Origin of the sequence: Pseudonocardia cypriaca (genome assembly GCF_006717045.1) — a bacterium.
Taxonomy (GTDB): Bacteria; Actinomycetota; Actinomycetes; order Mycobacteriales; family Pseudonocardiaceae; genus Pseudonocardia; species Pseudonocardia cypriaca.
In genome coordinates this window covers 671,050-690,378 of record NZ_VFPH01000001.1, presented here as the reverse complement: position 1 = coordinate 690,378, position 19,329 = coordinate 671,050, and the positions used below count along the sequence as shown (strand labels likewise).

Below are 19,329 nucleotides of genomic sequence, written 5' to 3'. Positions count from 1 at the left end.
GGGCCCGGTGTCAGCAGCCCTGGAAGGCGGGGCCGGCCGCCCAGCCCGCATTGGCCCAGGACGCCGGCGCCGCCGGCGTGAACCCCGCGTAGTGCGCCGCGAGGTGATCCAGTAGCCAGGCGGTGAACCGGGCAGCACCTTGCGGGCAGGTGTGGACACCGTCGGGACTGCGGTCGCGCTTGCCGTCCCGGTCCAGCTGGTAGCTCGCCCCCCACACCTCCGCGCTGTCCCACGCCACGGCCTTGCCACCGGAACCGGCGGCGACCTCCGCGACCAGCCTGGAGGTGCGCTCGAGCTCCTCCATGTGATCGGCGTAGAAGTCATCGACCCTGATGGGGGGCATCGTCACGAAAACCAGCGTCGCCCCGGCGTCGGTCACCGTCTTCAGCAGTCTCTCGTACGCGGCACGCTGCTCGTCCTCGGTGCCCCAGTCGTAGGTGGACACCTGATAGGCCACCACGTCCGGGGAGAAGGACGCCAACCGCGCGGTGAGCTGCTCCCACGTGGACGTCGTCAGCTCCGCGATCCCGGACACGTTGCCACCGCCGGTCGACGCGATGGACTGCATCTGCAGCCCGCTCGTCGCCGCAGCGTCTGCCAACGGTCCCGCCAACCCGTCCGCCACCGAGTCGCCCATCCACAGCAGCTTGGGAGCGTCGGCCGCCGGCACGCTCGCGGCGGACTCGGCCCGCGAACAAGCACCGACGACCAGCGCCGACAGCAACGCACACACGACGGTCAGAAGCTTCATGCGGTTGTTCACCACCCCGACGCTGCCGCCGCCGGGTCCACGGATCGTCCGCGGTGTGTCGCTGTCCTGTCGCACGTGGCCCCGACAGCCCGGAACCGGATCCTGCGCCGCCGGGACGTCGTCACCCCGGTCGTGGTCCGGCCGGAGGAGACCGCCGGCGCGCGCGAGTCCCCGGGAGTCGTCTCATCGCCCGGCCACGAGCACGCCCGCTTCGGGCTCGCCGTGCACCCGGCCGTGGTCGAACGCCGAAGCGAACGCGGCCTCCCCCACCGCCGCACGGCAGGTCGCGGTGATCCGGTCGACGTCGCCCCGTTCACCGGCCGGCAACGGCGCCCCGACCTGGGCACGCAGCGCGGCGGCGGCCCCGAGCAGCCGCGCCGCCCGCTCGTGGTCGCCGCAGAGCGCCTCCACGCCGGCGAGGCCTTCCAGCGCCAGCGCCACCGCACGCGGGTCGGCCGCCTTGCGCGCCGCCGCCAGCCCTTCCAGGTGCAGGGCGCATGCGGCGTCGGCGTCACCGCGTTGTTCGGCGATGAAGCCCAGCTCGGCGAGGATGAGGGCGATCGCCATGTCCGACTCCAGTCGCCGGTCGTAGACCAGCCACTTGCGCAACCACGCCTCGGCCTCGTCGAACCGTCCCTGCCGCCGCGCGCTGAGCGCCGAGCCCAGCTCGGCGAACTCCTCGCCGATCGTGTAGCCCTGCGCGACGGCCTGGACGCGGGCGCTCTGGTGCAGCTCGTCGGCCTGCTCGAAGTCGCCGGTCAGCAACGCGATCCGGCCCAGCGCGGACAGCTTGTCCGACACCTCGGTGCTCAGGCCCAGCTCCTCGGCGATCCGCAGGCCGTCGCGGTGCAGCTCGGCCGCGCGGTCGTAGTCGCCGACGACCTCGGCGTGGGTGCCGAGACCGAACGTCGCGTGCAGCTGCCCCCACCGGTCGCCCACCTCGGTGAACAGGGCCATGCCGCGCTCGCCGTGCCGGGCCATCGCGTGCAGGTCGCCGCGTGCCAACGCGTACCGCGCGAGCGTGCCGTGGGCGGCGGCCGTGCCCCACCGGTCGCCCTGCTCCTCGAACACCGCCAATGCCCCGGCGACGAGGTCGTGGCCGACGCTCAGCTCGCCCATGCCAAGGCCGGTGAGCCCGAGGAACCACTCGGCCCGCGCCCGCCGGGCCGCGGCCTCCGGGCCGGTCGGCCGGGCCTCGAGCGGCGGCACCAGCGCGGGGCCGACGCCCATGCGCAGGTCGAACGCGGTCTGCCACACGCGGACCGTGCCCGCCACGCCGTCGGGACCGCCGCCGGCCAGCGCCGCGGTCAGCGCCCGCCGCCCCTCGCCGAGCCGACCGCGCAGCACCCAGTACCAGGCCAACGAGTCGACCAGCGGCAACGCCTCGCCGTCGCGGGCCGCGTGGTCGACCGCGGCGCGCAGGTTGGCGGCCTCGGCGTCGAGCACGCGCAGCCACTGCCGCTGCCGGGGTCCGCGCAGGTGCGGGTCGGCGGTGGCGGCGAGCCGCGCGTAGTGGTCCCGGTGCCGCCGCTCGACCTCGGCGACCTCACCCGCATCGCGCAGCTTCGCCGCGGCGTACTCGGCGACCGACTCCAGGAGCCGGTACCGGGGCGGGTCGGCGGCGGTGGTGGTGGTGACCAGCGAGCGGTCGACCAGGCGGGCCAGCAGGTCCGGAACGTCGAGGCCGTCGCCACCGGACACGGCCTCCGCCGCGCTCAACGTCCACCCGTCCACGTGCACGGACAGCCGGCGCAGCACGGTCTGCTCGGCCTCGGTCAGCAGCTCCCAGCTCCAGTCGAGCACCGCCCGCAGGGTCCGCTGCCGGGCGGGCGTATCGCTGGGGCCGGCGGTCAGCGCGCGGAACCGGTCGTCCAGCCGCGCCAGTACCTCGTGCACACCCCAGGCGCGGACCCTGGTGGCGGCGAGCTCAAGGGCCAGCGGGATGCCGTCCAGCCTGCGGCAGATCGCCGCGACGGCGTCGGCGTTGTCCGCGTCGAGGGCGAAGCCGGGCGCGCTCGCCGCCGCTCGGGCCGCGAACAGCTCGACGGCGCTGGCCTCGGCCAACGGCGGCACGGTCCACAGCAGCTCACCGGCCACGGCCAGCGGGCGTTGGCTCGTGGCCAGTACCCGCAGCCCCGGCACGGCGTGCAGCAGCCGCGCGGCCAACTCCGCCGCGGCCGGTGCGACGTGCTCGCAGTTGTCGAGCAGGAGCAGCATCCGCTTGGCGCGCAGCGCCTCGGCGAGCGTGCCCACCAGGCCCGTCACGACGCAGTCGCGGATGCCCACGCTCGCCGCCACCAGCGCGGCCACCTCGTCCGGCGACGCGCCCGCCGGCAGCGCGGCCAGCTCGACCAGCCACGTGCCGTCCGGGGACCCGGTGACCAGCTCCCGGGCCACGGCCAGCGCCAGGCGGGTCTTGCCGACGCCGCCCGGGCCGGTGAGGGTGACCAGCCGGTCCGCCGCGAGCAGCGACCGCACCTCGCCGAGGTCGGCCTCCCGGCCGACCAGGTCGCCGAGCAGGTGCGGCAGGTTCGTCGGCGGCTCCACCGCGCCGCCGAGCGACGGGTCCTGCTCCAGGATCGCGCGGTGCAGCGCGGCCAGGCGCGGGCCCGGTTCGACGCCTAGCTCTGCGCTCAGCCTGGCCCGCACGTCGCGGTAGCCCGCCAGCGCCTCGCCCTGCCGCCCGGCCCGGTACAGGGCACGCAGGTGGGCGGCCCGGAGGCGCTCGCGCAGCGGGTGGCGGGCCACCAGGTCGCCGAGCTCGTCGGCCAGCACGCCCGGATCGCCGAACTCCAGGCGTGCCTCGGCCCGCTGCTCCCACGCGGTGAGGCGCAGCTCGTCCAGCCGGGCCGTGACCTCCCGGGCGAAAGCCTCGTCGACGAAGTCGGCCAGCACCGGACCCCGCCACAACGCCAGCGCGTCGTCCAGCACCGCGACCCGCGCCCGCGGGTCACCGGTCGTGGCGGCTTCGGCGAGCAGCGCTTCGAATCGTCCGGCGTCCACCGCGTCCGGTGCGACGTCGAGCAGGTAGCCGGGCGGGCGGGAGACGACGAGCTGCCGCGCGCCGGGCTCTGCGTCGTCCAACGCGGCGCGGAGCTGGGACACCCTGGTCTGCAGCGCGGCCGCGGGGTTCGCGGGCAGCCGGTCGCCCCACAGGCGGTCGATCAGCCGGTCGGCGGGCACCACGCGGCCCGCGTCGACCGCGAGCTGGGCGAGCAGCGACCTGACCTTCAGCTCGGGAACACGGACCGGGCGGCCGTCGGCCGCCCACACCGCGAGCGGGCCGAGCACCCCGAATCGCACGATCGGACCGTACCCGAATGCGACCCGAAGCCGGTCCGAACGATTCCTGGAGCCGCACCGACCAGCGTGGCTGGAGAACGGGCGGACCAACCGCCCGAGCGGTTCGAGCGAGGGAAAGAATCACGATGTCTGTCGAAGTCGGTCACCGGGCCGGGACCAGGGAATGGCTCGGCCTCACGGTGCTGCTGCTGCCGACCGCGCTGCTGTTCGTCGCCCAGACCGTGCTGTTCCTGGCCACTCCGCACATCGCGGCCGACCTGCGGCCGAGCAGTGACCAGCTGCTGTGGGTCAACGACGTGTACGGGTTCGCGATGGCCGGGCTCCTGGTGGCCATGGGCACCATCGGCGACCGGGTGGGCCGACGGCGGGTGCTGCTGCTCGGCGCGGTCGTGTTCGGCGTCGGCTCGGTGGTGGCCGCGTTCGCACCGAGCATCGGGGTGCTGATCGCGGCGCGCGCGTTGATGGGTGTCGGCGCGGCGGCGGTGATGCCGTCGACGTTGTCGCTGGTCCCGAACATGTTCGAGGACCCGCGGCAGCGGGCGACGGCGGTCGGGATGTGGGCCGCTTCGGTGTCGGTCGGCGTCGCGCTCGGCCCGCTGCTCGGCGGGCTGCTGCTGGAGGCGTTCTGGTGGGGCGCTGCGCTGCTGATCGGCGTGCCGGTGATGGCGCTGGTCGTGATCCTCGCGCCGCTGCTGGTGCCGGAGTACAAGGCGCCGGACGCCGCCGGGCAGCGGATGCCCGACGTGCTGAGCGTGCTGCTGTCCATGGCCGCGCTGCTGCCGTTCGTCTACGGGGTCAAGGAATACGCCAAGTCGGGGCTGACCGTGACCGCGGTGGTGACGGCGCTGTTCGGCATCGCGTTCGGGGTCGTGTTCGTCCGGCGGCAGCTCGGCCTGGAGACCCCGCTGCTCGACGTGCGGCTGTTCGAGAACCGCTCGTTCAGCGGTGCGTTGGGCGTGTGGCTGCTGTCGGCCATCGCGCTCGGCGGCATCTACCTGCTGTTCACGCAGTACCTCCAGCAGGTGGCCGGGCTGTCGCCGCTGGCGGCGGGACTGTGGATCCTGCCGGCGGCGCTGATGCTGGTGGTGGTGTCGACGGTGTCGCCGATCGTGGCGCGCAAGGTGCGGCCGGCGTACGTGGTGGCGGTCGGTGCGCTGTTCTCGATGGCCGGGTACCTCGTGCTGACCCAGGTCGACAGCGTGGCCGGGCTGCCGCTGCTGATCACCGGGTTCTACCTGCTCTACCCGGGCATCGCGCCGACGATGGCGTTGACCACCAACTTGGTGATGTCGGCGACGCCGCCGGAGAAGCAGGGCGCCGCGTCGGCGGTCAGCTCCACGTCCATCGACCTGGGCGTCTCGCTCGGCATCGCGGTGATGGGCAGCATCGGCACAGCCGTCTACCACGCCACGGTACCGTCCGGCCTGCCCGCCCAGGCCGCGGACTCGCTGTCGGGCGCGCTGAACGAGGCTTCGACGATGTCCGGCGACGCGGCGCAGTCGTTGGTGGCGACGGCGCGGGAGGCGTTCACCAGCGGGCTCAACGTCGCCGGGGTGGTGGCGGCGGTGCTGGTCGCGGGCGCGGCCGTGCTCGCGGTCACCCTGCTGCGGCACGTGCCGCCGGCCTCCGTACCGGCGGACGAGCCCGATGGCGCGGCCACCGTGAGCGCCTGATCATCCACCTCGTGCCGGGGACGGGAGCTCCCGTCCCCGGCACGACGCTTTCAGCGGGTCGTCCCCCGTGCGAGCTACCCCGAAGTGCCCCCTCCACGGTGACGATCATGCGGCCCGCGGAGCCATACGGTCCTCACCACGCCGCGCGCCCCGGTCGCGGCCCTCGGACAAGGACCCCCATGCGACTGGTCATCCAGCTCGCCGTCGTCGCGGCCATCGCCGTCGTCGGTAGCACCCTCGTCAACGCCGTGGCGTCGAACCCGCCACTCACCCTGATCATCGGCCTCGTCACCGCCGCAGCCGCACTGCTGGGCTACAGGTGGGTCGTGCGCCGCACCGAGCACCGCCCGATCGACGAGCTGTCCCGCACCGGCGCTGTTCCCACACTCGCCCTCGGCACTCTGATCGGCGTCGGTCTGTTCGCCTCGGTCATCCTCAACATCGCCTTCCTCGACGGCTACCGGGTGCTCGGCTGGGGATCCCCGGCCGGCGCCGTCGCGCTGGTCGGGTTCATGGCCGCAGCCGCCGTCACCGAGGAGCTGATCTTCCGCGGCATCCTGTTCCGCATCATCGAGCAGTGGACGGGCACCTGGACCGCGCTCGTCCTCACCGCTGCACTCTTCGGCCTGTCCCACCTGTTCAACCCGCACGCCACCCTCTGGGGCGCGCTCGCCATCGCGATCGAGGCCGGCGCGATGCTCGCCGCCGCGTACGCCGCCACCCGCACGCTGTGGTTCCCCATCGGCCTGCACTTCGGCTGGAACTGCGCGGCAGGCGCCATCTTCAGCACCGAGGTGTCGGGCAACGACACCCCCGACGGCCTGCTGCACGCCGTCATGAGCGGGCCCACGGCACTCACCGGTGGCGAGTTCGGACCCGAAGGCAGCGTCTACGCCGTCCTGTTCGCCTCCGTCCTCACCGTCGTGTTCCTGTGGCTGGCCCACCGCCGCGGCCGCATCGTGTCTCGCCGCGAGGCCCGCACCGCTCCGCGCACTACGCTCGCGCCGTGACCGACACCGCGCGTCTCGCGCAGCGGTGGCAACAGCTGCCCGTCCCCGTCCGGGACGCGCCGCTCGCGCTGCTGCTCGCCGCCGCGACGCTCGTGCCGGCGGTCAACAGCAATGGCACGCAGATCGGCGACGTCGCCACCCGCCCGATGGACGCCCTGAGCCTCGCGGTGGTCGCCCTCGAGTGCCTCCCGCTGCTCCTGCGCCGCCGCCTGCCCGCCCTCTGCCTCGCGCTCGTGTTCCTCGGCTTCGCGGTCGACCAGGTCCTCGGCTACCACACGGTCGCCGGCACCGCGCTGCCCGTCGCGCTGCTGAGCACGGCAGCGCACCTGGAGCACGGCCGGCGCACCACCGCGGTCCTGGTCTCCGCCGCGTACGTGCTGATGGCGATCGCGCTGACCCTGCGCGGCGCACCCGAGACCGTCGCCGGCTACGTCACCTTCTACCTGGCGATGGCCATCGCATGGGGCGCCGGGACGTGGCTGCGGCAGTTGCGGGCCGCCGAGGCGGAGCGCCGCGTCCACGTCGCCGAGGCGGCCCGCACCGCCGAGCGCACCCGCATCGCCCGCGAGCTGCACGACGTCGTGACCCACCACGTGACCGCGATGGTGGTGCAGGCCGAGGCGGCGCGCTACCTCACCGCCCAGCCCGACCGCCTCGACCAGACCCTGACGGTCGTCACCGAGACCGGCCGAGAGGCCATCTCCGACCTGCGGCACCTGCTCGACCTGCTCGACCCCGACGAAGGCCCGCCGGGGCGCACGCCGACCGTCGGCGAGCTGCACGACCTCGTGGAGCAGACCCGCCGGGCCGGTCAGCCCGTCGAGTTCACCGAGGAGGGGCGCCCTCCCGCGGGTATCGGCAGCGCCGAGATGATCGTCTACCGGGTGGTGCAGGAGTCGCTGACCAACGCCCTCAAGCACGCCCACGGCAGCAGCACCACCGTGGACGTGCGGCACGGCGAGGGGGAGATCGCGGTCGAGATCGGGACCGACGGCACGGGATCGGCGGTCGCGTCGCCGGGCGGGAGCGGACGCGGCCTCGCCGGACTCCGCGAACGGGTTCGGGTGCTCGGCGGCGAGTTCAGCGCGGGCCACCGCGACGGCGGCGGGTTCGTGGTGCGGGCGCGCATCCCCGTGCAGAGCACTTCGTGACCGCACCGGTGCGCGTCCTGGTCTGCGACGACCAGGCGCTGATCCGCACCGGGTTCGCGACCATCATCGGCGCGCAGCCCGATCTCGAGGTGGTCGGCGAGTGCGGCGACGGCCGCGCCGCGGTCGAGCTCGCAGGCCGGCTGCACCCCGACGTCGTGGTGATGGACGTGCGGATGCCGGTCCTCGACGGGATCGAGGCGACCCGCCTGCTCGCCGGCGCAGGCGTGGCGAGTCCGGTGAAGGTGCTCGTGGTGACGACGTTCAACCTGGACGAGTACGTGTACGAGGCGCTTCGTGCCGGGGCGAGCGGCTTCCTGCTGAAGGACGCCCCACCGGCGCAGCTGCTGCAGGGCATCCGCACCGTCGCCTCGGGCGCCGCGCTGCTGGCCCCCGAGGTGACCCGGCAGCTCGTCGGCCGCTACGCCGCGCGGATCCGGCCCCAGGACAGCGGGCCGGACGACGTGCCGCTCACCCCGCGCGAGCTGGAGGTGCTGCGCCTCATCGCGGACGGCCGCTCCAACAGCGAGATCGCCGCGACGCTCGTGATCAGCCAGGAGACGGTCAAGACCTACGTCTCGCGCATCCTCACCAAGCTCGACCTGCGGGACAGGGTGCAGGCGGTCGTCTACGCCTACCGCCGCGGGCTCGTCGCCTGACTCGGGATCACCGCTTCGCCGTCGGTCCGGTGTTCCTGGAAGCTGACGACCGCTTCGCCGTTCGTCCTCGCCCAGTCGGTCAGCATCGCGATGGGCTCCTCGAGGGAGCGACCGAGTTCGGTCAGGCTGTACTCGACCCGCGGTGGCGCCTCGGCGTAGACGCGCCGCTCGACGAGGCCGCTGTCCTGGAGCCTGCGGAGGGTCTGCGTCAGCACCTTGCGTGAGACGCCGCCGATCAGCTCGACGAGCTCGCCGTGGCGCAACGGCCCCTCGCTCAGGGCGAAGATCGTGACCACGGTCCACTTGGTCGCGATGATCTCGATGGCCAACCGGGCAGGGCAGTCGGTGAGGAAGACGGTTCCGGGGCGGAGGCTCACGAGCCGAAAGTTACCTCTCGGTACCCATCGGATCCCTAGCGTCGTGCTGAGCGTGCCACCGGCACGCCTCGCCCGCCGACGGCGAGCCCCAGATCCGGAAGGAACATCCATGGCCACCTACGTCCTCGTTCACGGCGCGTGGCACGACGGGCAGGTGTGGAACCGCGTCGCTCCGCTGCTCACGGCACGGGGGCACCGCGTCTTCGCGCCGTCACTGACCGGGCACGGGGACAGGGCGCACCTGCTCGGCCCCGAGGTCGGGCTGACCACCCACGTCGACGACGTCGTCGGTCTCATCCTCGATGAGGACCTGCGCGACGTCGTACTCGTCGGGCACAGCTACGCCGGGATGGTGATCTCGACCGTGGCGAACCGCGTACCGGAACGCCTCGCGGGCCTCGTGTACGTCGATGCGATGGTGCCGATGCACGGCGAGAACGCCATCGACGTCATGCCCGTCACCAAGATGATGATCGACGGGGCTGCTGCCGGCGACGAACCGTGGCGCATCCCGCCGCCGAAGCTGCCCGCGCCGCTCGGCCTGTTCGGCGTCACCGACCCCGACGACGTCGCATGGCTCGAGACCACCCTCGGCGACGAGTCGGTCCTCTGCTTCGAACAGCCCGCCGAGATGGACGACCCGGCGCAGGAGTCGATCCCGCGCACCTACATCCTCTGCGTCGGCAACGAACCCGAGGGGTTCACCCGCCGGCCGGTCCCCGCGTCGCGGCCCGACGGTGAGCCGGTTCGGATCCACGAGCTGAGCAGCGGGCACGACTGCATGATCACGCAGCCCGCCGAGCTCGCCCGGCTCCTGCTCGGGAGCGCATGACCCGGATGCCCAGCAACGTCAGCCCGCGCGGGCCGGGAGCCCGGGTGCGGGCGGCGCTGCGGTGCGCGTGGGATCGGTGGCGGGGGAACCGGCGGTGACGTCGTCGTACAGCATCGCCATCCGGTCCATGAACCACGTCTTGCCGGACATGTGCACGGCCAGGCCGAACAGGACGAGCCACGGGTCGAGCACCACCAGCCCCCGCGCGACGAACGGCACCCCGAGCGCGTTGACCCCGATCAGGACGTGCGGTGCCACGCGGTGCCGCTCGGGCACCGGCACCTCCTTCCGGTTCGCCCACACCCGCTCGCCGAGCACCGCCTTCGAGGCCCACGCGTCGAACGTGCGCGGGCGCGGGAACACCCTCGGGTTGATCACGGTCCAGACGCACACCCCGGCGACCGGCACCAGCGATCGCCACCCGATCCACCTGCGGGTCCAGATCGCGGCGGTCAGCAGCGCCGGGATCGGGATCCGGCTGTACACGCTCCACGGGTGCGCGTGGCGCTCCCAGGCGTCGCCCTCGAGCCCGAACGCCTTCGCCATGCGGTCCTCGATCGTCGCCATCCCCTACCTCCTCAGCGCCAGCAAACGAATACCGCCGATGCGGTCCGAGCACATCGGGGCCACACCCTGAGCGGGGATCGGCCGACCGGACCTCAGGGCGCGGGTCGCTCGCGCTCGTACCGCTCGACGGCACGGGCGACCTCGACCCGGGACCCGACGTCGAGCTTGCGGAAGACGTTGTGGACGTGGGTCTCCACGGTCTTGCCGCTGAGGAACAGCTCGGCGCCGATCTCGGCGTTGGTCCGCCGGTCCACGATCAGCCGGGCGACCTCCAGCTCACGGCCGGTCAAGGAGGTCATGCCGGCCGTTCCCGTCCCGGGCCGGGACCGGCGGTGGCGGCCGCGATCGCCGAGTGCGCGCAGCCGGCGTTCGACGGCGGCAGCACGGCGCGGCGCCCCGCACTGCTCGAACTCGCCTGCCGCGCGACGCAGCTCCGCGATCGCCTGCTCGGTGCCCGCGGCGGCCAGCGCGCGACCGGCGAGTTCCCGCGCCGACGCGGCCTGGACGACCGCTCCGACGGAACCGGCGGCGTCCGCAGCAGCGAGCGCGAGCTCCGCGGCCCGGCGCGGCTGCCCTAGGTGCAGGACGAGGGCCGCGTCGGCGGCGTCGGCGGCTGCCCGTGCCGACACCAGACCGGACTCCTCGGCGCAGCGGCGGGCCGCTTCGACGGCGTCGGCGGCGGGACGGTCGGTCGCGACACGGCATCGCGCGAGTAGCGCGAACGCGGCCGGCCGGAACGGTTGCGGAAGTGCACCCAGGTCCGGGCCGCAGGAGGAGACGAGCGCCCGCTCCGCCGCGGCCGGGTCGGTGGGCGCCGCAGCGTTGGCGAGGGTGAACGCCGACCAGGTGGCGGACAGGGTGCGGTTCGGGCCGCACAGCAGGGCGGCACTCTCGTGGGCGGTGGCGAGCGCGATGTCGGTCTCGCCGCCTGCGTCCGCTGCGGCCGACCGGGCCAACAGCATCCAGCCGAGCATCGCGGGGTTGCCCGACGACCGCGCCGCCTCGACCGCCTCGTCGAGCAGCGAGGTGGCCGCCGCGAGCCGACCGAGCGCGGTACGGACCGTCGCGGTCCAGAACAGCACCGGGAAGTGGTGGCGGGACCCGAGCGTGCGGGAGGCGACCAGTGCGCGCTCGGCGTGCCGGGCCGCGTCGGCGTGGCGGTCGACGAGGAGCTCGGCGCCTGCGAGGCGGGCGATCATCGGATCCGCCGTTCCCGCGATCTCCTCGTCGGGCATGCCGTCCACGACGGCCGCGGCCTCGGAGCACGCCGATCCGGCCTCGGTGGTGGCGCCGCCGAGCGCGGCTGCGAGCGCGAGGCCGGTCGCGGACTCGACCACCGGCAGCGGCTGCCGCGCGGCAGCGCGCGCCCGCTGCGACCAGTCGATGGCCGCGGTGTACTCCCTGCGGTAGAGCCGGTCCTGGCCGATCGCCGCCATCAGCGCGACGGCGTCGGCGCCGTCGAGGTCGGGTAGCGCGTCCAGCGCGGTGACCAGCCTGCGGTGTGCGTCGTCGTGATGACCGAGGGTCTGCTCGATCCCGGCGCACTCCGCGACGAGCCGCACGCGGGTCGAGTCCGACCTCTCGGGAACCAGGTCGATCGCCCGGAGCAGGGCGGCGCGGGCGTGGTCGAGCCGGCCGGTGGCACCGCAGGCGCCGGCCAGCGCCGTCCACAGGCCGAGTGCGTCGGCGGTCGCGGTCTCGGGCAACAGGTCGATCGCCGCGGAGAACCAGCGTGCCGCCTGGCCGGGCGCGCGCCCGACGACCGCTGTCCCGGCGTCGCGCAGCAGCCCGACCGCCGCCAGGTCGCCCGGGCGGGCCGCCTGGATGATGTGGTGGGCGCGTCCGGCGACCGGCACGCCGCGCTCGGCCAGCGCCTGCGCGCAGCGGTCGTGGGCGCCGAGCCGCCAGCCGGCCGGCGCGGATCCGTAGACCGCGCGGCGGACCAGCGGATGCCGGAACCGGAACCGTCGAGGGGTTTCGGTCGGGCGGATGAGATCGCGGCGCTGCAGCTCGTCGAGGGCGTCGGCCATCGCGGTGTCGGGCAGCGCGGCCGCGGCGGCGGCGACCTCCAGCAGGAAGGGATCGCCTGCGACCGCCGCTGCCTCCAACGCGCGCCGGGTGGCGCCGTGGAGGGTGGCCAGCTCCTCGCCGATGGCGGCAGCGACGGCGGCCGGAACCCCGACGTCGAGCGGCGTTCCCGCGGCGGTGACCCCGTCCTGCGGCCGGAACTGCGCGAGCTGTCGCAGGTAAAAGGGGTTGCCGCCGCTCTCGGCGTACAACGACCGGACGAGGCCCTCGTCGACGTCGGGGCCGAGCAGCCGCCGCGCGTCCTCGACCGTCAGCCCGGCCAGGTCGATCCGGGTGAGCAGGCCGGTGTCCGCGGCACGGTGCAGCGCCCCCGCGAGCCGGGCAGGCGCCTGCCGCGGGCGCAGCGCCGCGGCGAGCAGCACGGCACCGGCAGGTGGGCGGCGCAGCAGCGCGCACAGCAGCTCCACCGAAGCCGAGTCGGCCCAGTGCAGGTCGTCGAGGAGCAGGACCAGCGGCGGTCCGCCGCCGAGCACCTCCAGCAGCCTGCGCACCGACCGGTGGGTCCCGTACCGCCGGTCTGCGCCGGACGGCACCTCTTCGGCGGCCGGCCACGACGGCAGCACCTGCGCCAGCTCGGAACGCGCATCGTGGTCGAGCGTCGTGAGGCGGGCCGGTGGGAGGGTGCGCACGTACTCGTCGAGGGCATCGACGAACGGCCAGAACGGCAGGTCCTGTTCGAACTCGGAGGCACCTCCGGACAGCACGAGCATCCCTTGCGCGTCGGCCCGGTCGCCCAGCTCCGCCAGCAGCCGGCTCTTCCCGATCCCCGCCTCGCCGAGAACCGCGACGGCGGTCCCCCGGCCCCGCGCGACCGCGAGCAGCAGCGCGTCCAGCGCCGCGATCTCGGCTGGTCGTCCGACGAGCACGGGCCTCATGTCCGGATCCCTTCCGGACGCAGCATGGCCCCCCGACGTCCGCAGGACCAGGGTCCGGCTCGGGGTGCACCCCTGATGTCATCGCCGACGCATCCGGCCAGGCTCGTGGCGTGCCGCAGTTCCTGATCCACCACCGCCACACCGCGGACGACTGCGGCGCGGTGTTCGCCTCCTTCCACGGCTTCGACAGCCCACTGCGCCGGAAGTCGACGCTCTCGTCGTGCCCGTGCGGCGGGCACGACATCTGGTGGTCCGTGGAGGCGGACGACGCGGACGCAGCGCTAACCCTGCTGCCGGTCTACGTCGCCACCCGGTCGACCGCGACGCGGGTGGGCATGTGGCGCATCCCGTGACCGGCGGTGCCGCGCACCGCGCCGTGTCCCCAGCAGAAACCGGAGCCGACATGACCACCGAGCCGACCGCACTGCCCGCGCGCACGGACGTCGTGATCGTCGGCGCGGGCCCGACCGGCCTGGCGCTGGCGTGCGGCCTGGCCGCCCGTGGCGTCGAGCCGCTGGTGCTCGACCGGATCGCGCAGGGCGCGAACACGTCACGGGCGGCGGTCGTGCACGCCCGCACCCTGGAGGTGCTGGAGGACATCGAGGTCACCGAGCACCTGCTGCGGCTCGGCCTCGTGGTGCCCCGGTTCACGATCCGCGACCGCGACCGACCGCTGCTGGAGATCCCGTTCCAGGACCTGCCGACGAAGTACCCGTACACCCTCATGCTGCCCCAGGACGTCACCGAACGGATCCTCGGCGAACGCCTCGCCGCTCTCGGCGGCCGCGTGCACCGCCCGCTCACCGTCACCGGCGTGGCGATCGACGACGACGGGGCGGACGTGACCGTCGTCGGCCCGGACGGCTCGACCGTGCCGGTCCGTGCCCGCTACGTCGTCGGCTGCGACGGCATGCACAGCGTGGTCCGCGAGTCGGCCGGGATCGGCTTCACCGGCGACCGCTACGCCCAGTCGTTCGTGCTCGCCGACGTCGCCATGGACTGGCCGTTCACGCGCCACGAGGTGCACCTGTTCTTCTCGCCCAGCGGGCTCGTCGTGGTCGCTCCGCTGCCCCGGGACCTGTACCGCATCGTGGCCACCCTGGACGAGGCCCCTGAGACGCTCGGCATCGCCGACGTCCAGGCGCTGCTCGACGCCCGCGGCCCGGTCGCAGCACCCGCCGCGGTGCGGCACGTCGAGTGGAGCTCCCGCTTCCGGGTCCAGCACCGCATCGCCGACACCTACCGCAACGGCCCCGTGTTCCTCGTCGGCGACGCCGCACACGTGCACAGCCCGGCGGGCGGCCAGGGGATGAACACCGGGATCCAGGACGGGATCATGCTCGCCGGGCTGCTCGCCGACGTGCTGGGCGGACACACCCCCGCCGCGGAGCTCGACCGCTACGAGACGGTACGCAGACCGGTGGCACTCGGCGTCGTCACGATGACCCACCGGCTGTCCCGCGCCGCGACGGCGCGACACCCGCTCACCAGGTTCCTCCGCAACACCGCGCTGCACGCGGCCGGACGCATCCGTCGCGTACGCCACGCCGCCGCCATGAGTCTCGCGGAGCTGAACACCGACCCCGACGACCGGCGCCGGGCGAGCGCCTCGACGACCGCAGGGTCGGCTGCTCCGTGAGACCGCCCGACCGCCGAGGAGCGCGGAGTACGCGCCTGTGGGCGATCGCGGCAGCTGCCGTGATCACCACGGCCTGCGGCACCGCCGCGCTCGGGACACCCGGCACGCCGACCGGACCCCCGGCGATCTCGGTACTGGCGACCCCGGTGCTGGGTGTGCCGGGAAGCGACGGGATGCAGCACCTGGAGTACGACCTCGTCGTCGCCGGCACGGCTTCTGCCGAGGTGGCGCTGACATCGGTCGACATCGTCGACGAACACCGTCGCCCCCTCCTGCGCCTCGACGGCGGTGCGCTGGCCGCCGCGACCCAGCCGCTCGACGGCACGACGCCGACGACCACGATCCCGGTCGCCGGATCGGTCGCCGTCGTGGTCGACCTGCTCGTCGCGCCTGATCAGATCCCCGAACGCCTCGCACACCGCATCACCTCGGGCGGGCCGGGGGCACCCTCGGTCATCGACCTCGAGGTGGCGGTCGATCCGCGTCCTGCGCTCGTGATCACGCCACCCCTGTCCGGGTCGGGATGGCTGTCGGCCAACAGCTGCTGCGACGCCTTCACCACCCACCGCTCCGCCCGCGTGGACCCGGCGGGGTCGGGTCCGCCGGCAAAACCCGAGACCTTCGCCGTCGACTGGATCCTGCTCCACGGCGACCAGCCCTTCACCGGCGACGGCGCCGGCCCGCCGCAGTGGTTCGGGTACGGCTCGGACGTTCGCGCCGCCCTCCCCGGAACCGTGGTCGCCGTTCGCGACGGGCTACCGGACTCGACGCCCGGTGCACTGCCCACCGGGATCGCCGGTGCCGACACCGCAGGCAACCACGTCATCGTCCAGGTCGGCCCCGATACCTGGGCGTTCTACGCCCACCTGCAGCCCGGAAGCCCCACCATCGCGGCCGGCGACCAGGTGACGACCGGACAGGTCCTCGGCAAGGTGGGCAACAGCGGCAACTCCCTGGCGCCACACCTGCACTTCGGGCTCCAGGACGCTCCGGACCCGGCCGGGGCGAACAGCCTGCCGTTCGTACTGGACCGCTACACCGTCGCCGACATCGTCGACCGCGACTCCTACCTGGCCGCCTTCAGCGGAACCGGTCCGTTGAAGCTGCGCCCCCACGGCCGGCCATCGCCACAGACGAACACCCTCCCGCTGAACCTGGACGTCATCGACTTCCCCGGATGACGCGGGCGGACGTGTCGCACCTCCTCCATCACGCCGCCCGCGTCGTCCGCCGTTCGGACGCCCGGTGCTCACCGGGCCGTACGCCGTGGACCCTCTTGAACGCGACGCTCAGGGCGTAGGCATTGGCGTAGCCCACCCGACGTGCGATCGCGTCGACCGTGGCGTCCGTGCGGACGAGCAGGTCGGCGGCGAGGCACAGCCGCCAGCAGGTCAGGTACGACATCGGCGGCTCGCCGACCAGCTCGGTGAACCGCCGCGCGAACGCCGACCGGGACACCGCCGCACGGCCGGCCAGCTCGGCAACCGTCCAGGGATGTGCGGGATCGTCGTGCATCAGCTGCAGCGCACCGCCGACGACCGGGTCCTCTCGGACCTGGTACCAGGCGGGGGCGCCCGACCCCGGGCGGTCCAGCCATTCGCGCAACGCCGTGACGAGCAGCAGGTCCAGCAGCCGGTCCAGCACCGCCTGTCGCCCGGGGCGGGTGCGGGCCAGTTCGGCGGCGACGATCTCGACGACCGGGTACGGCATCGTTTCGGCTCTGACCACGACGACCGGCGGGAGGCCGCGCAGCATGCGGTCGCACACGCTGCCCTGCACCGCGTAGGCGCCGGTCAGGAGCACGGCGCTCCCGTCCCCGGCCACCGGCCCCGTCGTGCTCGCGCACCGTTCCGGATCATCCACCAGAACGAGCGGCGGTAGGTCCGGTGCGGCACTGATCGTGTACGGCGCGGGGCCGACGACGACCGCGACGTCGCCGACCCCGATCGGGATCGGCTCTCCGCCCTCCGGGGTGATCCAGCCCTCGCCGCGCAGCATCGCGGCCAGCGCCAGCGGAGGACGTTCGGCGAAGCACAGCGACCACGCCCCGTCCAGGAGCGAGCGGTCGAAGACGGCGCCGCGCGGCCGCACGTCGTCCAGGAGGGCCGACAGGGCGTCGCTCACGTCCGCCAGCGTAGACGCACAGACATTTCCGAGGGCGTCTCGGCCATTTTCGCGTCCACGATCCGGCGGTTTGCTGAAGGCATGTCAGACGTTGCGTCCTCTCCCCCGCCGGTCTCGGTGCTCGGCCTCGGCTCGCTCGGTTCCGCGCTCGCCCGCGCCCTGCTCACGGCCGGGCAACCCACCACCGTCTGGAACCGGACCGCCGGCCGCGCCGACGACCTCGTCACCATCGGCGCCTCGCAGGCCCCGACCGCGGCGGCCGCGATCGCCGCCACCGAGATCGTGGTGATCGCCGTGGCGGACGAGGCTGCCGTGCGCGGCGTGCTCGGCTCCGCGGCCGGTGAGCTCGCCGGTCGGGTGCTCGTCAACCTGACGTCGGGCACGCCCGAGCAGGCGCGCAGCCTCGCCGAGTGGGCGACCGCGCAGGGCGCGGCCTACCTCGACGGGGCCGCGATGAGCGGCGTCCGCCTCGTCGGCCGGGCCGATGCGCTGTTCCTGTACAGCGGCTCCGCCGAGGCGTTCACCGCGGTCGAGGGCACGGTGAGCGCGTTCGGCAGCGCCGCCCACCTCGGGGCCGATGCGGGGATCGCCTCCCTATACGACACCGCGCTGCTGGGCGTGAACATGAGCCTGCTGACCGGCTTCTACCACGCACTCGCGCTCGTCGGCTCCGCCGGCGTGGACGCGAGGGAGTTCGCCGTTGTCGCGACCGGCTACCTCCCGTTCGCGCTCGGGCTGCTCGCCGATCACGCCCGCCAGACCGTGCAGGGGCAGTACCCGCCGGACGAAGGCACGCTCGACGTGCTCGCCTCCGCCGTCGACCACCTCGTCACCACGAGCGCACGGGCGGGTGTCCGGACGGACGTCCCCGACGGCATCCGGGCCCTGGTCCAACGGGGGATCGACGAAGGTCACGGTGAGCACGGCCCCGCCAGCCTCGTCGAGGTGCTCGGATGAGCGCGACGAAGGTGGCCTCGTTCGCGCCCCTGCGAGCCGACGTCGCGGAGATCCTCGGTCGGATCAACTACGCCACGATGACCACGGTGGACCGGCGAGGCCGCCCCCGGTCGCGGGTGCTGATCGCGGTCTGGGAGCTGGACGGCGACCGGCCCCTCGGCTGGCTCGCGACGTTCCGGACGCCGGTGAAGGCGGCACACATCGCGCACAACCCGCATGTGGGCATGTCCTACTGGAGCCCGCGCCAGGACACCGTGTCGATCGACAACGTCGCCGAGTGGACGGACGATCCGGAGGTCAAGCACCGGGTGTGGGAGCTCTACCGCCACGGCAGCCCCAAGGGGGTCGGCTACGACCCGCGGCCGTTCTGGCCGGCCGGCCCCGACGGGCCGGACTTCCACGTGCTGCGCCTGACACCGTGGCGCGTGCAGGTGCTACGCGGACGGGAGCTCGCCGCAGGCATCCCGCCTCGGATCTGGCAGGACGACGGGAGCGACGAGTCATCCGCCGCGAGTACTCCTGTCCCCCTGGAAAGGGGGGATCAGGAAAACTCGCTACCGCACGACTAGTTGTCCACCGAGTCCACGGACGAATTTCAGCGGATAACAGAAGGGCGCCGCGGCAGCCATCGACATCTCCGGCTCGTTCCGCCGTCCCGTGGGACGCGGGCGGCTCCGGGCCGATTTGCGTGCTGATCCGTCCTCCATGCGTCGCAGCGGCTACGCTGCAGGAAACGACCGCCTGATATCGCGACGGCTGCCGAGCCTGCATCGTTGCGTGGCCGCAATCAGGACAACTCGAGCATGGAGGAAACAGTGGCGACGCAGACAACCGTGACACTGGTCGACGACCTGGACGGCAGCACCGCCGACGAGCAGGTGGAGTTCACGGTCGACGGCAAGTCGTATGCGATCGACCTGTCGGACGCCAACAGCAAGAAGCTGCGCGGGGTGCTCGCCCCGTACATCTCGGCGGCTCGGCGCGCAGGTGGCCGCCGCAGCGGCGGCGCAGCGGCCACTCCTGCAGCCCGGCCGAAGACGGATCGGGAGCAGAACCAGGCGATCCGTGAGTGGGCGCAGAAGAACGGACTGAAGGTCTCCGAGCGCGGCAGGATCTCGGCGTCGGTGCTGGACGCCTTCAAAGCAGCCCACTAGAACCACGTCCTGCCGGCGAGGGGCAGCGTCGTCCCCGATCACGCCTGGGTCGGGGCTTTTCGGCGGGCGGCCCGGAGCCATCACGTAACGGCTGAGCCGCTGCCACCGCTGTCCGGCATGGGCAGGTGGTGCTCGCTCCTCTCCGTAGGAGCGGGCACCGTCGTCCCGCGGT

17 protein-coding genes are annotated in these 19,329 nt (G+C 73.6%); 11 read left to right on the top strand and 6 right to left on the bottom strand.

Translation table 11 applies throughout. The features are described 5' to 3' along the window. Positions 1 to 10 precede the first annotated feature (10 nt). Both FB388_RS03280 and FB388_RS03275 read right to left on the bottom strand, forming a co-directional pair. Positions 11 to 751, bottom strand: coding sequence for an SGNH/GDSL hydrolase family protein (locus FB388_RS03280; RefSeq protein WP_246121546.1), 741 nt, complete (start codon positions 749 to 751; stop codon positions 11 to 13). A gap of 183 nt (positions 752 to 934) precedes the next feature. Next, a complete protein-coding gene (locus FB388_RS03275; RefSeq protein WP_142096702.1) occupies positions 935 to 4,054 on the bottom strand; it encodes an AfsR/SARP family transcriptional regulator in 3,120 nt (1,039 codons plus the stop codon). Between the two features lie 125 nt (positions 4,055 to 4,179). On the opposite strand from FB388_RS03275, the gene FB388_RS03270 reads away from it, so the two are divergent. From FB388_RS03270 to FB388_RS03255, 4 genes are all read left to right on the top strand, one after another. Then, on the top strand, positions 4,180 to 5,727 hold the full coding sequence (locus FB388_RS03270; RefSeq protein ID WP_142096699.1) for an MFS transporter: 1,548 nt from the start codon (positions 4,180 to 4,182) through the stop codon (positions 5,725 to 5,727). A 179-nt stretch (positions 5,728 to 5,906) separates the two neighbouring features. Beyond that, positions 5,907 to 6,737 carry a CPBP family intramembrane glutamic endopeptidase gene (locus FB388_RS03265; protein WP_142096697.1) on the top strand — a complete coding sequence of 277 codons (831 nt, stop codon included), beginning with the start codon at positions 5,907 to 5,909 and terminating at the stop codon, positions 6,735 to 6,737. Beyond that, positions 6,734 to 7,888, top strand: coding sequence for a sensor histidine kinase (locus FB388_RS03260; protein ID WP_142096694.1), 1,155 nt, complete (start codon positions 6,734 to 6,736; stop codon positions 7,886 to 7,888). The genes FB388_RS03265 and FB388_RS03260 overlap by 4 nt, the downstream gene beginning before the upstream one ends. After that, positions 7,885 to 8,544: a response regulator gene (locus tag FB388_RS03255; protein ID WP_142096691.1), complete on the top strand. Its 660-nt coding sequence runs from the start codon at positions 7,885 to 7,887 to the stop codon at positions 8,542 to 8,544. The genes FB388_RS03260 and FB388_RS03255 overlap by 4 nt, the downstream gene beginning before the upstream one ends. Here FB388_RS03255 and FB388_RS03250 read toward each other — a convergent pair. Then, on the bottom strand, positions 8,520 to 8,921 hold the full coding sequence (locus FB388_RS03250) for a winged helix-turn-helix transcriptional regulator (protein ID WP_246121544.1): 402 nt from the start codon (positions 8,919 to 8,921) through the stop codon (positions 8,520 to 8,522). The genes FB388_RS03255 and FB388_RS03250 overlap by 25 nt on opposite strands. 109 nt (positions 8,922 to 9,030) lie before the next feature. On the opposite strand from FB388_RS03250, the gene FB388_RS03245 reads away from it, so the two are divergent. Beyond that, complete coding sequence (locus tag FB388_RS03245) at positions 9,031 to 9,753, top strand: alpha/beta hydrolase (RefSeq protein ID WP_142096686.1); 723 nt, start codon at positions 9,031 to 9,033, stop codon at positions 9,751 to 9,753. Positions 9,754 to 9,771: 18 nt separating this feature from the next. Here the strand turns inward: FB388_RS03245 and FB388_RS03240 are convergent, their stop codons facing one another. After that, on the bottom strand, positions 9,772 to 10,320 hold the full coding sequence (locus FB388_RS03240; protein WP_211361740.1) for a DUF6653 family protein: 549 nt from the start codon (positions 10,318 to 10,320) through the stop codon (positions 9,772 to 9,774). 92 nt (positions 10,321 to 10,412) lie between these two features. Further along, positions 10,413 to 13,283 carry a helix-turn-helix transcriptional regulator gene (locus tag FB388_RS03235; RefSeq protein ID WP_142096683.1) on the bottom strand — a complete coding sequence of 957 codons (2,871 nt, stop codon included), beginning with the start codon at positions 13,281 to 13,283 and terminating at the stop codon, positions 10,413 to 10,415. A gap of 110 nt (positions 13,284 to 13,393) precedes the next feature. Here FB388_RS03235 and FB388_RS03230 point away from each other — a divergent pair, with 110 nt between their 5' ends. From FB388_RS03230 to FB388_RS03220, 3 genes are read left to right on the top strand one after another with little or no spacing between them, the layout of a single operon-like run. Next, positions 13,394 to 13,636, top strand: coding sequence for a hypothetical protein (locus FB388_RS03230; RefSeq protein ID WP_142096681.1), 243 nt, complete (start codon positions 13,394 to 13,396; stop codon positions 13,634 to 13,636). A gap of 50 nt (positions 13,637 to 13,686) precedes the next feature. Beyond that, positions 13,687 to 14,922, top strand: coding sequence for an FAD-dependent monooxygenase (locus tag FB388_RS03225; RefSeq protein ID WP_142096678.1), 1,236 nt, complete (start codon positions 13,687 to 13,689; stop codon positions 14,920 to 14,922). Between the two features lie 59 nt (positions 14,923 to 14,981). Further along, a complete protein-coding gene (locus tag FB388_RS03220) occupies positions 14,982 to 16,103 on the top strand; it encodes a M23 family metallopeptidase (RefSeq protein WP_142096676.1) in 1,122 nt (373 codons plus the stop codon). Between the two features lie 28 nt (positions 16,104 to 16,131). On the opposite strand, the gene FB388_RS03215 is transcribed toward FB388_RS03220, so the two are convergent. Further along, a complete protein-coding gene (locus tag FB388_RS03215) occupies positions 16,132 to 17,046 on the bottom strand; it encodes an AraC family transcriptional regulator (protein WP_142096674.1) in 915 nt (304 codons plus the stop codon). A gap of 81 nt (positions 17,047 to 17,127) precedes the next feature. Between FB388_RS03215 and FB388_RS03210 the strand changes: the two genes are divergently transcribed. The 3 genes from FB388_RS03210 (at position 17,128) to FB388_RS03200 (ending at position 19,157) form a co-directional block, all read left to right on the top strand. Then, positions 17,128 to 18,003: an NAD(P)-dependent oxidoreductase gene (locus tag FB388_RS03210; RefSeq protein WP_142096671.1), complete on the top strand. Its 876-nt coding sequence runs from the start codon at positions 17,128 to 17,130 to the stop codon at positions 18,001 to 18,003. Continuing rightward, complete coding sequence (locus FB388_RS03205) at positions 18,000 to 18,572, top strand: pyridoxamine 5'-phosphate oxidase family protein (RefSeq protein WP_142096669.1); 573 nt, start codon at positions 18,000 to 18,002, stop codon at positions 18,570 to 18,572. Before FB388_RS03210 ends, FB388_RS03205 begins: the two co-directional genes overlap by 4 nt. Positions 18,573 to 18,818: 246 nt before the next feature. After that, positions 18,819 to 19,157 (top strand): histone-like nucleoid-structuring protein Lsr2, encoded by a 339-nt coding sequence (locus FB388_RS03200; RefSeq protein ID WP_142096666.1) that lies wholly within the window; start codon positions 18,819 to 18,821, stop codon positions 19,155 to 19,157. The last annotated feature ends 172 nt before the right edge of the window (positions 19,158 to 19,329 follow it).

What these genes read in the sequence shown, in the direction of transcription:
- FB388_RS03280 (WP_246121546.1), bottom strand. Translation starts at nt 751, where the DNA reads ATGAAGCTTCTGACCGTCGTGTGTGCGTTGCTGTCGGCGCTGGTCGTC.
- FB388_RS03270 (WP_142096699.1), top strand. Translation starts at nt 4,180, where the DNA reads ATGTCTGTCGAAGTCGGTCACCGGGCCGGGACCAGGGAATGGCTCGGC.
- FB388_RS03265 (WP_142096697.1), top strand. Translation starts at nt 5,907, where the DNA reads ATGCGACTGGTCATCCAGCTCGCCGTCGTCGCGGCCATCGCCGTCGTC.
- FB388_RS03245 (WP_142096686.1), top strand. Translation starts at nt 9,031, where the DNA reads ATGGCCACCTACGTCCTCGTTCACGGCGCGTGGCACGACGGGCAGGTG.
- FB388_RS03240 (WP_211361740.1), bottom strand. Translation starts at nt 10,320, where the DNA reads ATGGCGACGATCGAGGACCGCATGGCGAAGGCGTTCGGGCTCGAGGGC.
- FB388_RS03235 (WP_142096683.1), bottom strand. Translation starts at nt 13,283, where the DNA reads ATGAGGCCCGTGCTCGTCGGACGACCAGCCGAGATCGCGGCGCTGGAC.
- FB388_RS03225 (WP_142096678.1), top strand. Translation starts at nt 13,687, where the DNA reads ATGACCACCGAGCCGACCGCACTGCCCGCGCGCACGGACGTCGTGATC.
- FB388_RS03210 (WP_142096671.1), top strand. Translation starts at nt 17,128, where the DNA reads ATGTCAGACGTTGCGTCCTCTCCCCCGCCGGTCTCGGTGCTCGGCCTC.
- FB388_RS03205 (WP_142096669.1), top strand. Translation starts at nt 18,000, where the DNA reads ATGAGCGCGACGAAGGTGGCCTCGTTCGCGCCCCTGCGAGCCGACGTC.